This is a genomic window from Microbispora hainanensis (assembly GCF_006874475.1).
Taxonomy (GTDB): Bacteria; Actinomycetota; Actinomycetes; order Streptosporangiales; family Streptosporangiaceae; genus Microbispora; species Microbispora hainanensis.
The window spans coordinates 1-15,673 of record NZ_VIRM01000089.1; the positions used below are offsets into that span (position 1 = coordinate 1).

Here is a 15,673-nt window from a genome sequence, read left to right on the forward strand (position 1 = left end):
ACAGGCCCGACTGGTAATCGACCCCGTTCAGGGGGCCTGTGCCGGGTGAGGGTGAGTCTCCAGCGTCGTGGGCACTACCGGTACTTACGCCTCCTGTAGTTCTCGCTGTCAAGAGGACTTCGGCGATGTGATGTAAATCGCACGCTTCGCTTCGCTGTCAGTTCCTCGTGTTTGGAACGTGCCTGATGGGACGTAATGGGCGGGAATGTTAGCTGTCGTCTAGATAACGGCACGTGACGATCCAGATGCGAAGTAGGTCTTGACCTGGGGTTGTCAGGGCTCGCATGATCCCGTTTGGTCTTTTTATTTCGGCTTTATAGGGGCGAGCGGCCATGCCTGCCGCACGCTTCGCTTTGCGTGCGGAGGAGCTCGGCGTGCCGATTTCGCGTGCCCGGAAACTGCTGTCCGGCACAGTTCACCGTCGTTCCTCACGGCGGTGGGTCGGGGCGGTCGTCGTCCTCGGTGTGTTCGTTGCCGGGGTCGGCGTGCCGGACGGGTTGGTCACACCGGCCAGCGCCGCCGTGGAGGCGCCGCAGCAGGAACGCAGCGTGGAGAGCCGTCCGGTCGCGGTGCCGACTCCTCGTGTCAAGGGTGAGGAGGCGTCTCATCCGGCGAAGAAGCCTCCGGCGCCGGAGTGGCCGAAGAGCGGGTCGGTGCGGGTGGATGTGGTGGCGGGAAAGGCTGCGACCGTGCCGGGGTTGCCGGTGACGGTGGCCGCGCCGGACGTGAAAGCGAGCGCCACGCCGTCGCCGGGCGCGTCGCCCTCGAGCAGGAAGCCGGCGTCCCCGCCGCGGGGTAAAAGGCTGCCGAAGGTCGTGCCGTCGCAGGAACCGGTGAGGCAGCCTCCGGCGTCGGTGACGGTGAAGACGTTCGACAACACCGTGGCCCGCAAGGTCGGCGGTGTCGGAATGGTGCTGCAGCTGACCCGGGCGGACGGTGGCACGGCTCCGGCGGCGGCGAAGGTCACGGTGGATTATTCGTCGTTCCGCGGTGCGGGCGGGGGTGGGTTCGCCTCCCGGTTGACGCTGGTGCGGCTGCCGGCGTGCGTGCTGGCCCAGCCGCTGACGGCCGAGTGCGCAAAGCAGCGAACGGCGCAGCAGCGGGTGCTGCCGGTCGTCAACGATGTGAAGACCGGTCATCTGACGGCCGAGGTCGAGGTCGCTCCCGTGGCGGGCGGCACCTCCCCGGCCGCTGTCGGCAGCACCGGAACCGGTGGGGTGCAGGCCACGCCTTCGGCGAACGCTTCGGCTGGGACTGCGGCCGCTGCCGGCGGCGACACTGCTGCGGGTTCCGCCGGTGGGTTCGTTTATGCCGTGGCGGCCTCTACTGCGGCGACAGCAGAGGGGTCGCTGGTGGGCGATTTCTCAGCGTCGCCGTTGAAGCCGTCGGGGACGTGGCAGGCGGGCCAGTCGGGCGGGGCGTTCACCTACAGTTACCCGATCACCGCCCCGCCGGCCCCGTCCGGAGACGCCCCGCAGTTGGCGTTGCAGTACTCCTCAGCGGCGGTGGATTCGCTGACCTCGCAGACCAACAACGGCTCGGGCCTGGTCGGGATTGGCTGGGAGTTGAACACCGGGTTCATCGAGCGGTCGTTCGTGTCGTGTTCGGGGTATGCGAAGGCGTACGGGGGCTGGTACAACACCGCGCAAGAGGGGTGGCCGGACAAGTGCTGGGAGTCGCCGTATGGAGATCGGGCTTCCTCCAAGCTGACGTTGTCGTTGGACGGCCGTTCTACCGACATCGTTCAAGACACCTCCGGTAAGTGGCGGACGGTCGAGGACTACGGCTGGAAGATCGAGCCGATGTCGTCGCAGTCGTGGTGGCGGATCACTACCCAGGACGGCACGGTTTACCGGTTCGGCTACAACACCGACTCCTCGCTGACGATGGCGTTCATCGGCGACGACGAGGGCGAGCCCTGTTATCAGTACTACCCCGAGCCCGGCAGCGGCGAGGACAGTGTCCAGCAGCTCTGCGAGAAGCCCTGGCGCTGGATGCTGGATCGGGAGGTCGACCCGAACGGCAACGTGATCGACTACTCCTACGACAAGGAATGGGACTTCTACTGCACGGTCGCGCTGGGTTTCTTTGAATCATCGTGCGATCCGGAGTACGACAGGGCCGTCAACGTGTCCGAGGTGAGCTACGGCCACAACGTCAACGTAGCGAACTCGCGTCCGACCGCGCGGATCCGGTTCACCACCTCCAACCGGGCCTCCGGCGGCATCACCGACGAGCCGGAGCGCTGTGAGGACGGAAACGGCGGTTCAGACTGCTTGTTCGGGAAAGGGCCAGTGTTCTACACCAGCCGGAAGCTGACCTCGATCACCACCCAGACCCTGATCCCGGGCACCAACGGCGACTGGGAGAACGTCACCCGGTGGAACCTGTCCTACCAGTGGCTGAGTGGCGGCGGCTGGAACGGCGACGAGTACCCCATCTTGTGGCTGGACTCCATCCAGCAGACCGGCCTGGCCGGCGGCAACGGAACGCAGATCGCGCTGCCGCCGACCACGTTCGAGGCGATCTACCTGGACAATGCCGTCAGCATTGAGCTGGATTCGGCGGAGTTCCCCCGCATCAACGCGGTGAACAACGGGCTGGGCGGCCGCAGCGAGGTGGAGTACGACCAGCAAAACCCCTGCCCGGAGATGGCGCAGTACCCGCCGACCGACATCTGGGACGACTCCGGCTACGACTGCTACTTCATCACCACCAGCTACGACTTTATCAACGGGGACGAGTACGTCTACGGCGAGGTCTACGCCAAGTGGCTGGTGAAGTCGGTCACCGACATCGACATGGTGGGCGGCTCACCCAGCCAGGTAACCAGCTACTCCTACGAAGAAGATCCAGGCTGGGCGATCCCCGACAACCCCTTGGCCCTGCGCGACCCGCTCATGCCCGAGGACTACACCGAATGGCGCGGTTACGGTCAGGTGACCACGACCGTCGGCGGCGGGTCCGGCTCCTCTGACATCAGCACGACCTCGGCCACGTTCTTCCGCGGCCTGAACCGGACTGTGACCGACTTCGACGGCAACAGGGTCTCGGATCGCATCGAGCTGAACGGGCGCACCCTGCAGGAGCAGACGTTCGACAGCAACGGGGAGAACTCCTCCACGCGGTATGAGTACAAGGTGACGGTGACTGGCACCGGCCCGGGCACGCGTGACCCCTCTCGCGTGGACCAGTCGCGAGAGGTGACCCGGGAGAAGGCCACCACTCGGTGGCGCTACACCGACACCAAGACCCTCTACAACTCCGACGGCCTACCGGACACGGTCAACGACTACGGCGACACCAGCACCGCATCCGACAACACCTGCACCAAGATCACTTACGCCCGGAACGCCACGACGTGGATGCTGAACTATAAGGCGTCGGAAGAGAAACACGCGGGCGACAACTGCGCGGCCGGAGATCTCCTGAGCCGGAGCGTCACTCTGTATGACGGGGCGACCGATCCAGCCTCCAATACCCCGACGCGGGGGAACGCAACCGAAATCCGCGCCTACTCCACCGCCACCGATTACTCGACCACCAAGTCGACCTTCGACAGCTACGGCCGGCCGCTCACAACGACCGAGCCGTCCGAGCAATCCCCCAAAACGACCACCACCACCTACGCTCCTGCCGTCGGCTGGCCGAATAACGGGGTGACGGTCACCAACCCGCTCGGGCACAAAGTGACCACCTGGTCCTCCCAGTACAACGGCCAGCCGGTCGGCATGCTCGACGCCAACAACAACAAGGTCAACATCGACTACGACGTCCTGGGCCGCACGCTGCAGCTGTGGAGCCCGGATGCGCCCAAGCCCGCCGACGACGACACCGACCACAGCGACAATCCCCCCGCGGCGAAGGTCGCCTACACCCTCACCGCCACCCAGCCATCCCGGACCACGGTGTCTCACCTGCAGTCCGGCGCCCGCACCAGAACCCCCACGTACACCTCTAACTACACCTACAGCGACGGCCTCGGCCGCCAGCGTGAGGTGCAGACCGCCTCACCCGCAGGTGGCCGGATCGTCCAGGTCACCACCTACAACGGGCGCGGGTTGACCGAGCGGACCTCCGGACCGGTTTACAACAGCAGCGCGCCGGGTTCAGGTCTGCTGAACCCCGCATGGAGCTCGGTTCCGCAATGGTCCAAGCAGGAGTACGACCGGCTAGGCCGAGTCACCGCCCAGATAGACATGACGACCAGCGCGACCGGCGCGACGGAGTTCCGCCGTACGACCACCAACTACCTGGGCGCGGACAAGTACGAGGTGATTCCGCCGGTAGGCGGTAAGACGGTGTATTACACCGACGCCGCCGACCAGGTCACCAAGATCGAAGAATGGCTGAGCGGCGGAGGCAGCGGCCAGCAGACGACCGCGGCTGCGGCTGTCACAGGGCCGGTGGCGCCGGCCTCCGCATCGACAGCCTCGCCCGCCACCGCCGCCAAGACCGCGCAGCCTGCGCAAACGGCCGACCCGACGGCCGCTCCTGCTGCGAATGCGCCGGCCGCGAAACAGTCTCCTGCGCAGGTGCAGGACGACGCGCGCACCCGGGCGTCGGCGGAGGCGAAGCGGTCGGGTAAGCCGGTTGAGGTGGCAGCGTTGACCTCGGCGACGAGTACGACTGTGGCCAATGCAGATGGCAAGACGTTCACCACAACGGTCAGCACCCGTCCGACGAGGGTTAAGCGGGACGGGGCGTGGGTGCCGATCGACACCAGTTTGGTGGAGAAGGACGGCGCCTTGGTGCCTAAGGCCGGGCCTGCTGTGACGGTGTCTGCCGGTGGGGATGGGCCGTTCGCCACTGTGGCTGATGAGGCGGGCAACTCGATTGCGCTGAGCTGGCCGACCCCACTACCCACGCCGACGGTTGAGCGGAACAAGGCGCGTTACGTCGATGCGGCTGGTCCGGGTGCGGACCTGGTGGTGACGGTGCTGCCCAGCGGCGTCCGTCACGACATCGAACTGCGGGAACGTCCCACGACCCAGCTCAACTACCGCATCAACGTGAAGACCACCGGGTGGAAGTTGCAGCAGGACGGCCAGGGCCGGCTCACTGTGACCGACAGCGCGGGCAAGCTGGTCGCCCCGGTGGCCCAACCCGTGATGTATCCCAAGCCCACCCGCAGCGAGAAGGCGGGAAACGCCCAGGCCGGCAACAACGCGAACGTGAAAGCGGACGCCCAGAGTAAGGCCAAGGATCCGCGCCGGCGCACGGGCCGCATCACCACCCGCCTCACCGCGCAAGGCGACCACCAGGTTTTGGAGCTGGCCCCGGACGCGTCCTTCCTGGCCGACCCCACACTCACCTACCCGGTGACCGTCGACCCGACCGTGGACCTTTCACCGCAAGCCGACACCTACGTCGCCACCTGGGAGAAGACCGTTATCCACGCCGAGGAATACGAACTCTACGCCGGCGCCGGCTACGACGAGATCATGCGCAGCTACCTCAACTTCGACACCGCATTCCTGCCCGGCACGACGGTGACGCAGGCACAGCTGTCGCTGTTCAACTTTGATGCCCCCGAGTGCGGGCCGTACGGCTCGGGCATTCAGGCCAGGAGGGTGACCTCCCCGTGGGACCCCTACACCCTCATCTGGAACAACCAGCCGACCTACACCACCGAGGACGCCGTAACCCGCCGGGACGCCTACAGCCAGGACTATTGTCCCGACAACGGCATGGGCGGTATCACGGTCACATGGGATGTCACCGGCATCGCCCAGGACTGGGCCGCCGGCCAGCCCCGATACGGCCTGCAGATACGAGGTGTTGACGAGAGCGCGGAGGAGGACTTCCGGGTCTACGACTCCTCAGAGCTCGCCGAGGATTACCCTGGCGAGGTACAGGGGCCGGAGCTGACCGTCACCTACGCGCTGCCGTCCTCTCCGGCAGCCGGCAACCTGTCGATCACCCCCGTCACCGGGGGCGCGGTGTCGTCGCTGACGCCGACCCTGCACGCCACCGTCTCCGACACCGCCAGCGGGAGCCTGCGGGCCGACTACCAAGTCGAGCACGACCCCGCCTACACCGCAGAAAGCACCGGCCAGATCTGGACCGGCAGCTCCGTCGGCGTCACCTCCGGCAACGACGCCCCCGCGGTGGTCCCGGCCGGGAAGCTGAGCGACGGGTGGCACATCCGCTGGCGGGCCCGCGCCACCAACACCGGCGCCTCCGTCTCCTCGTCCTGGTCAGCCTGGAACACCACGATCGTCAGCGTGCCGGACCCGCTGGTGGACCAGTTGCAGGTCACCCCGTCGCAGGTGCTGTCGGCGGAGACGGTCACCTCCACCCTCACCCCCGCGCTGGCCGCCCGCGTCACCACACCCGACGCCGGGGCATCGCGGGTGGAGTTCGAGCTGGAGCACGACCCGGCCGACAGCGCCCACGGCACCGGCAGCATTTGGACCATCGGGGGCGCGCAGGCGGCTGCCGCCAAGTCGGCGGCTGTCACCGCCCCCGCTTCTGCTGCGAGTGCGCCGGCCGTGAAGGAGTCGCCTGCGCAGGTGCAGGACGCGCGCGTGGGTGCGTCGGTTGAGGCGAAGCGGTCGGGTAAGCCGGTTGAGGTGTCGGGGTTGGCCTCGGCGACGAGTTCGACTGTGGCCAATCCGGATGGCAAGACGTTCACCACGACAGTTAGCACCCGTCCGGCGAGGATCAAGCGGGGCGAGGTGTGGGTGCCGATCGACACCAGTTTGGTGGAGAAGGACGGCGCCTTGGTGCCTAAGGCCGGGCCTGCTGTGACGGTGTCTGCCGGTGGGGATGGGCCGTTCGCCACTGTGGCTGATGAGGCGGGCAACTCGATTGCGCTGAGCTGGCCGACCCCACTACCCACGCCGACGGTTGAGCGGAACAAGGCGCGTTACGTCGATGCGGCTGGTCCGGGTGCGGACCTGGTGGTGACGGTGCTGCCCAGCGGCGTCCGTCACGACATCGAGCTGCGCGAACGCCCCACCACCCAGCTCAACTACCGGATCGGAGTGAAGACCACTGGGTGGAAGCTGGAACAAGACGGCCAGGGCCGGCTCACGCTGACCGACAGCGCGGGCAAACTGGTCGCCCCGGTGGCCCAACCGGTCATGTATCCCCAGCTCCACCGGTCCGGGAAGACGAAAGACGCCAAGACTGGCGAGGACGCCACGTCAGGTGCAGGCACCACGGCGAAGGCGAACAAGGGGCACCGCGCCCGCAGCGGGCGCATCGCCACTCGCCTGAACCGTGAAGGTGATCACCAGGTGCTGGAACTCACCCCGGACGCGGCGTTCCTTGCCGACCCCGCAACCTCGTTTCCGGTGGTCGTGGACCCGACGGTGAACCTGTACACCCAGGGCGACACCTACGTCGGCGATTGGGATCGCTACTCCTCCTGGTGGGATGACGAATATCTCGATGTCGGCTCCGGGACGCTCGACTCCGGGGAGATCGGTATCTCCCGGGGATACCTGCAGTTCGACACCTCCGCGCTGGTGGGCAAGTCGGTAACGCAGGCGCAGCTGTCGCTATTCAACTACTACGCCCCCCAGTGCGGGGCGTTCGGCTCGGGGATCCAGGCCAGGAGGGTCACCGCCGCCTGGGACGCCTACACCATCACCTGGAACCGCCAGCCCAGCACCACCAGCGAGGACGCCGTAACCCGCCAGGACGCCTACGACATGGACTGGTGCCCAGACCACAACGGCGGCACGATCACCTACGACATCACCGCCATGGCACAGGACTGGGCCGCAGGCGAGCCACAGTACGGCGTGCAGCTACGCGCCGTTGACGAAAGCGGAGCCGAAGACTGGCGGACATACGACTCCATGGAGGCCACCCGCAGCGGGGCGCAGCCGCCGACGCTGACCGTCACCTACTCGCTGCCGACGTCGTCCCCCACGCTCGGCAACTTGTCGATCACGCCGGTCAGCGGGGGTGCGGTGTCGTCGTTGACGCCGACTCTGCACGCCACGGTGTCCGACACCGTCAGTGGGAGCCTGCGGGCCGACTACGAGATTGAGCACGACCCCGCCTACACCGCAGAAGGCACCGGCCAGATCTGGACCGGCAGCTCCGCCGGCGTCACCTCCGGCAACGACGCCCCCGCCGTCGTCCCGGCCGGGAAGCTCAGTAACGGGTGGCACATCCGCTGGCGGGCCCGCGCCACCAACACCGGCACCTCCACCTCCTCGTCCTGGTCGGACTGGCAGACCGCCACCATCACCACCGTGCTGGACCCGGTGGTCGACAACGTCGCCTCCGGCACCCAGGCCACCCTCACCGTCCCCGCCGGGAAGCTCGGCGACGGGTGGAAGGTCCGCTGGCGCGCCCGCGCGGTAGCCGCCGGATCCAACACCTCCGCATGGTCGGACTGGCAGGCGCTGACGGTGAAGGTCCCGGCCGCTACCGTCTCCCAGCTGCAGATCACCCCCGCCGAGACCGTCGACGGGAAGACCGCGGTGTCGTCGCTGACGCCGCAACTGCTGGCCACCGTCACCGACGCCTACGGGCAACCGCTACGGGCCGAATTCGAAGTCGAACACGACCCCGCCGACACCGCCCACGGCACCGGCGGCATCTGGACCGGCGCCGCCGACAACGTCGCCTCCGGCACCCAGGCGTCGGTCACCGTCCCCGGCGGAGCCCTGTCCAACGGCTGGGGAATACGCTGGCGCGCCCGCGCGGTCAACACGACCACCCAGGTCACCTCCGCCTGGTCAGACTGGCAAACCGCCACCGTCAACGCCGCAAACATCCCCTCGGAGCCAGGGGTGAGCGCGCTGCAGATCACCCCCTCCCAGGTCGTCGACAACACCACCACGGCCACGTCGCTGACCCCGCAGCTACGCGCTCAGGTCACCAACCCCGCCGGCGGCACCCTGCGGGCCGAGTTCGAACTCGAACACGACCCCGCCGCCCCCGAAGACCAGGGCACCGGGCAGATCTGGGTCGGCGCGGTCGACAATGTTCCCGCCGGCACCCAGGCGGCGGTCACCGTCCCCACAGACACGCTGAGTGAGAGCTGGCTGGTGCGCTGGCGCGCCCGCGCCGTCGCCGGTGAGACCGCCTCATCCTGGTCGGACTGGCGGACCGTCCGCGTCGATCAGCCCGACCCGGTGCTGGGTACCCTGCAGGTCACCCCGTCCGAAGTGGTCGACGGCAAGACAACCAGCGCGTCGCTGACCCCGCAACTGCTCGCCCAGGTCACCGATCCCGCCGGAGGCAAGGTACGGGCCGAGTTCGAACTCGAACACGACCCCGCAGCCCCCGAAGGCCAAGGCAGCGGCAGCATCTGGGCCACCGCAGTCGACGACGTCACCTCCGGCACCCAGGCAACCGCGACCGTCCCCGACGGCAAGCTGAACGATGGGTGGCTGGTGCGCTGGCGCGCCCGCGCCATCACTGCTGGGGGCACCTCCGCCTGGTCGGACTGGCAGCAGCTGACCGTCGTCGATGGCTCCCAAGTCCTCACAGTCGACGAGCCCCGCACCCAGCCTGTCAAGGACGGAACCACCAACACGCTGACACCCGTACTGATCGCCAAGGTCAGCACACCTGTCGGCGGCCAGCTGGGCGCGGAGTTCCAGGTCGAACACGACCCTGCCGACACCCTCCACGGCACCGGCCAGATCTGGACCACCACAGTCAACGGGATCTCTTCTGGTAACGATGCCGCCGTCACCATCCCCACAGGGACACTGAGGGATGGATGGAAGATCCGCTGGCGCGCCCGTGCAACCCGCGGCGCAGCCACTTCCGACTGGACCTCCTGGCAATCGGTCGAGATCAAGGCCGCACAGCACTACGACACCACCTACGAATACGACCGCGACGGACGGATGACCAAACAGGTCGACGCCAACGGCAACGTCCGTACCTTCACCTACGACCTGCTCGGCCGCCGCACCGCATCCCATGACCCCGACGCCGGCGACTCCCAGCAGGCATACGACAAGGCCAGTCGGCTGCTGTGGTCGACAAACGGCAAGGGCCAGAAAGTCTCCTACTCCTATGACGACCTCGGCCGGAAGACTGCCATCTGGTCCGGGGAGCGCGACAGCGGGACCAAGCTGGCCGAATGGACCTACGACACCGTGGACAAGGGTAAAGGCGAGCTGACCTCTGCGACCCGCTATGTCAACGGCAACGCCTACATCGACGCGGTGACCGGCTACGACTGGATGGGCCGCCCGCTCGGATCGACCTTGACGATTCCCTCCTCTGAAGATTTGCTAGCCGGCACGTACGCTTTCGCCACCACCTACAGTCTCACCGGGCAGGTCGAGACATACACGATGCCCGCCGCCGGCGGCCTCCCCGCCGAAACCCTCACCTCCACCTACACGGACCTGGACCTCCCCCAAGCGATGACCTCCAACCTCGGCGGTGGCTTCACCTACGTCGGCTCCACCACCTACGACTCCACTGGTCGGCTCAAGGAGCGGAGTTATGGAGCCAACGGGAAGATCAAGCGAGAGCTGGAGTGGAATCCAGCGACCGGCTGGCTCGACCGGATCCGCACCAGAACCCAGGCCGACACCAGCGGCCCCGTAACGGCGCAGGACGACCGATACGAATACGACCCCTCCGGCGAGATCACTAAGATCCTCGACGCCGCCGCAGCCAGCGGCGGCAGCACCGGCCAGTACGAATGCTTCACCTACGACGGCCTGCACCGCCTGTCCCAGGCCTGGACCACCACCGCCACCGCCTGCGGAACCAGCACGGCCACCGCCGACAACCAGGGCATCGACCCCTACGCCCAGTCCTACACCTACGACGCCGTCGGCAACATCACCAGCCTCACCAACAGCGGGCAGACCGACGCTTACAGCTACCCCCAGCCGGGCAGCTCGGCCGTTCGGCCGAACGCGGTCAGCTCCATCACCGGGCAAGGCGGCACCGACACCTACGCCTACGACGCTGCGGGCCAGCTCACCTCCCGCACCGTCGGCGGCAAGGCCGGCAGCTTCACCTGGAACGAGCTCGGCCAACTGGACAAGGCCACCATCAATGGCCAGGACACCACCATGGTGTACGACGCTGACGGTGAACGCCTGATCCGCCGCGACCCCGGCGGCAAGGCCACCTTGTACCTCGGCTCTATGGAGATCGAGGTCAACGGCAGCGCCATCACCGGCAAGCGCTACTACACCACCCCTGACGGCTCCACTGTGGCCATGCGCACCGGCGGTGACGGCGTTACCTGGCTGATGTCCGGCTTGCACGAGTCAACGCAACTTGCCGTTAGCGACACCACGGGCAAGGTATCCCGCGAACGCTACCTGCCCTTCGGCCAGCGCCGCGGCGCCGACGACCTCCCCTTCACCGACCACGGCTTCCTCGGCAAGGTCGAGGACGACTCCACCGGACTTGACTACCTGACCGCCCGCTACTACGACCCCGCCATCAGCAAATTCATCTCTCCAGACCCCCTGCTTGACCTGCGCGAACCACAGTGGGCCAATCCCTTTGCTTACGCAGGCAACAATCCGATCGGACGGTCCGATCCCTCAGGACTCGAGTCCATGGCCCCTTCTGGCTCCGGGTACTGCGACAAGGAATGCCAGAAGAGGCTCCAAGAACAGGAGAAGCGGGCGAAGGAAGCAGCGGCGGCGCTGGAGAAGGAGCGAAGGCGACTGCTCAGTCTGTTGGCGAGGTACACCGGACAGTGCCTTTTCGGTATGCGCAACCCCGATTGTGAGAGCGCAAGGGAAGAAGTCGTCGCGAAGCTTGGATACGACCCGAACGCCCAAAGCGAAGGATCAAAGCGAGCCGCAGCCATATTCAACTCGGTCATTGATTTCATGGCCGAAGACATGGTGGGCTGCGCCAGCGGCAGCCTCTCTTCATGCGCCCTATTTGCGGCAAACTTTATTCCTGGGGAGAAGCTCGCCGTAGGACTCGGAAGACTCCTCGCGGCGAAAGCTGCTGAGAAGCTCGGCCCCAAACTTGGAAAGGTGGCAGAAAAGGTCGCCGGCGGTATCGAGGGAGTTGTGTCGTGCAACAGCTTCGTTCCTGGCACAGAAGTGCGCATGGCCGACGGCAGTCACAAGCCCATCGAGTTGGTGAAGGTCGGCGATAAGGTGCTCGCGGCCGACCCCATCAACGGCAGGACCGAAGCCAAGCCGGTCGTCGCGCTGATCAGCAGTGAGGGCGACAAAGACCTCGTTGCGGTCACCGTTGATACCGACGGTTCGGCGGGAGTCGAGACCGGCGTCGTCCTTGCTACCGACCTTCATCCGTTCTGGTCTAGCGATGAGGAGCATTGGTTCAACGCGAAGGATCTGAGGGCGGGGATGCACTTACTCACCCCGGCCGGCGTCCAACTGCAGATCCTGGCCACACAGAGCTACCACCTAGATCATCAGCGCGTCTACAACCTAACTATTGCCAGCATTCACGCCTACCATGTGACGGCAGGCCGAGAAGACGTTCTTGTTCACAACGCATCGGGTGGTATCTGCGGACCTGCTCGTTGGATCGACGATCACGGGCTGAACCACTCATTCGACCGTCACGCCGGTCAATGGTTCGGTGGCGAACCGGACAAGAAGAAGCTTGGTGAGTGGAAGGGGCTCATTGAGCGATCGATGAAGAGTGATAAGGTGGTCCCTTGGAGAACGGGAACCACCGACACTTATGGTCATCTCATGCGGGTGGAGGACAAGTGGTTCTTCGTTCAATTCAGTCGATCTGATGGCCGCCTGATGACGGCCTTCGTTCCCAACAATAAACAGCTTCGCCGTATACTAACCCTGCTGAAATGATCAAATGAAGAGCGTATTGTACCCAGAACCGCCACATCTTTCCGTTGGTCTCTACTGTGAGAGGGGGGAGAGGGAGCTTTTTGCACGCGTTTGCAGTTCGACGGTGAACGCCGGTGCTGCGTTCAGCAAAACCATTGGAACCGCTCCGCGATGCAGAGAGTTCCATTTGGTTAGTGACCTGGGCGTCGATTATCGAGAGATTGAAGCACACCCGGAACGCATATGGAATATTGTCAACGGAAATGATCAGGAGTTGCGCCCCATTCGAGTTGGTTTTCAACACAAAGAGTTCGGTCTGATGTTCGTCACCTACGACTTTTCCACTCAAGCTGGTAATCATGCCGTCTCGCTTGTCACAAGTGCAGGGCCTCTGGGCCTCCCGGACGACCTCCAGTCGACGGCGGAGAAGAAGCGAGCGAAAAAGTGGGCCGGTAAATGCGTAGATATGGCTCGCAGTATATGTGAGGAGGTTGACCCTCTCTATGCTGCTATCGGCATCGAGATGTCCATGCCGACTCCCTTGATGCTGAGGAGCGGAGCGCTAGGGTTGGGCGATATTTTTGTGTCTAACCGCCTTCTTGCTGGGGCTCCCAGGCTCGGGGGTCGCCTGTCCGAGTACTTCTCGGGAGGTCATGTCTCCACCTGGAAGAACGGAGCGTTTTTCTCTTCCTGGGGCATGCTTAACCCTGTCGGGAAGACTGCTCCCGATACCGAGACGCTGTCCTTCAAAGTTGCCGAATTGCTGGGTAGAACATTGACGAGCTGGACCGACGGGCCGAATGGCGACCATATCCGAAGATGTGGAACCTAAATAGTTATTTTCGGTGCGCTGACGAGGGTCGATCAGGTCTCTATGGCCGGGGTGTGCGGTATGTCCAATGCGGGCTTCGCCCTACAGGAGCAGGGGCGCCGCGAGGAGACATGGCTGCACACGGCAGATTGGCTCGAGCCCGGACACTTGCTTGAAGGCGTCGATGAACGCTACGAGCGCTTGTGTGGCTGGTCGAGTTCAGCGATGCTGATCCAAAAATCGGTCAGTTACTGGGCAGGCGGCAGCGAATCCTCTGATGCGCGGCGCCGGGGCGTGTTAAGAGTGGAGTTTGGTCAGGGGGCGGGTTTGAGGGTGACGGTGTAGCCGAGGGCGGGCCTGTCCAGAGTGAACGGCTCTGTCCCGTAATCGGGGCCGCTCAGCAGATGAACCACGACTGGACGCGGAAGGACCTGACGCTGCCGGCCGAGTTCGACGGCGACGAGCAGGCCCTGGCGGAGATCCACCAGAGAGTCGGCTGGGGACATACGGTCCGCTACGCGGTCGAGCACATACGCACCGAGCGGGCCGAGGCGGCCGAGCGCGCCCGGGTGCGCGCGGAGCTGGAGCAGGCTGGGATCCGCATTACAGGCGACATCCTGGCTGGGGCGCTCACCCTCACCCGTCTGGCCGCTGTTGTCGAAGGTTTCGACCCCGACACGCACACCACCTGTGAGGGGCACGGGGTGTTCCTGCGCAGCCGGGGGACGGCGACGCCGGTGGCCTACTGCACCGGCCCCGAGCGGCACGGCTACGCCCCGCGGGAAACACCGTCGGCACCGGGCGCTCCGGTGTCTGGTCCGGCCGCGTCGGCCAGGCCAACGAGCCTGAGCGGAGGCTGGTCATCGAGGGCAACCGTGCGTGGAAGGCCAGCGCGACCGTGCGGCGAGAGTGGGTCGCCGGCCTGCTGGCCCGCGCCACCGCGCCCAAGCCGGTGCTGGCCTGGGTCGCCCGGCAACCCGTTGCGGGACAAGCTCACCGGCGCCCGGCACACCGCCCTGTGGGCGAAGCTGACCGGAAACATCGACGCGGCGAGCACGGCCGCGGTCCGGCCGGGGCGGCTGCCGCTGCTGGCCCTGGCCCCGATCGCCGTCGCCTACGAGCACCAGATGACCGTCGGCTGGCGTCTGGCCGATCACCTGCGCACCGACCTGGCACTGGACGCCCTGGCATCTGGCGCCGCGGCGACGGCCGGCGGCTGGAGGGGGTTGCGACGACCGATTGCTGCAGTCTCCGTGCTCTAGCGGAGAGACGAACGGGCACGGCGACTTCAAAGCGAGCTACATGATTAGTGATGGCTGGCACGCCGAAAGTGCAGCCGCCAGAAATCACACACCGAGCCCGCGCATGGGGTTGTCGCGCCACATGTCAGCTGCCCGGACGTATCCGTGGACGACGGGTGAGGTCTCGACCCAGCGGCCGTGCCGGGCGATGGCCAGCATGGAACGGCCGGCGGCGGCGGCCGACGCGCCGCCAGCGCGGAGCGAGTGGGCGGAGTAGCTACCCGGGTTGTCCAGGCCCGCGGTCTTGGCGGCCGCCTTGACGCGCAGGTCGATGGACTGGGCGGTGAGCCGGTCACGGAAGTGGCCGTTGCGGTCGACGTCGCGCAGGACCGCCGCCCGGGCGCCGCGCGAGGCGAGGACCTCAAGCCATTGCTGGGTGACGCGGACAGGGCAGGTGTCGGCCCACTGCCCGTACGGCAGCGGGCACACCGTGCCGCGCGCCTCCTGGTCGGTCTTGGAGCTGGCGACGTAGACCTCCAGCCCTTCCTTGACGAACCGCAGGTCGACGTCGTTGAACGCGACGAGCTCGGAGCGGCGGGCCATCATCCACCAGCCGACCACCAGGATGAACTGGTCGCGCATGCCGGCCACGGTGCGCGGCAGCGCGGCGACCATCGCGTGCAGCTGCTCGGGCAGGATCGGCGGGGCCTTGCGCTGCCGCCAGCCGTCATCCAGGAGCCGCCGCTTGTAGCCGCGCAGCGCGTGACGAGCGGGCTTGGTGTTCGGCTTCGGTTGGTGTGCCAGTTCGTGGCGGCTGAGGATGCACGCGATGGCCTGGTCAATCGTCGCCGGGGCCAGGCCCGCAATCACCATGGACGCGACATAGT

6 protein-coding genes are annotated in these 15,673 nt (G+C 66.2%); 4 read left to right on the forward strand and 2 right to left on the reverse strand.

The features are described 5' to 3' along the window. Nucleotides 1-604: 604 nt before the first annotated feature. Nucleotides 605-880 carry a hypothetical protein gene (locus FLX08_RS38685; protein ID WP_142625232.1) on the reverse strand — a complete coding sequence of 92 codons (276 nt, stop codon included), beginning with the start codon at nucleotides 878-880 and terminating at the stop codon, nucleotides 605-607. Between FLX08_RS38685 and FLX08_RS43175 the strand changes: the two genes are divergently transcribed. From FLX08_RS43175 to FLX08_RS38705, 4 genes are read left to right on the forward strand one after another with little or no spacing between them, the layout of a single operon-like run. Further along, nucleotides 855-12,755 (forward strand): DNRLRE domain-containing protein, encoded by an 11,901-nt coding sequence (locus FLX08_RS43175; RefSeq protein ID WP_142625233.1) that lies wholly within the window; start codon nucleotides 855-857, stop codon nucleotides 12,753-12,755. The genes FLX08_RS38685 and FLX08_RS43175 overlap by 26 nt on opposite strands. Before the next feature lie 4 nt (nucleotides 12,756-12,759). Then, nucleotides 12,760-13,566 (forward strand): hypothetical protein, encoded by an 807-nt coding sequence (locus tag FLX08_RS38695; RefSeq protein ID WP_142625234.1) that lies wholly within the window; start codon nucleotides 12,760-12,762, stop codon nucleotides 13,564-13,566. 60 nt (nucleotides 13,567-13,626) lie between these two features. Next, nucleotides 13,627-13,890 carry a hypothetical protein gene (locus FLX08_RS38700; protein WP_142625235.1) on the forward strand — a complete coding sequence of 88 codons (264 nt, stop codon included), beginning with the start codon at nucleotides 13,627-13,629 and terminating at the stop codon, nucleotides 13,888-13,890. 59 nt (nucleotides 13,891-13,949) lie between these two features. Then, nucleotides 13,950-14,807 carry a hypothetical protein gene (locus FLX08_RS38705; RefSeq protein WP_142625236.1) on the forward strand — a complete coding sequence of 286 codons (858 nt, stop codon included), beginning with the start codon at nucleotides 13,950-13,952 and terminating at the stop codon, nucleotides 14,805-14,807. An 84-nt stretch (nucleotides 14,808-14,891) separates the two neighbouring features. On the opposite strand, the gene FLX08_RS38710 is transcribed toward FLX08_RS38705, so the two are convergent. Continuing rightward, nucleotides 14,892-15,673: site-specific integrase (locus tag FLX08_RS38710; RefSeq protein ID WP_208761950.1), on the reverse strand; the 782-nt coding region annotated here is incomplete at its 5' end.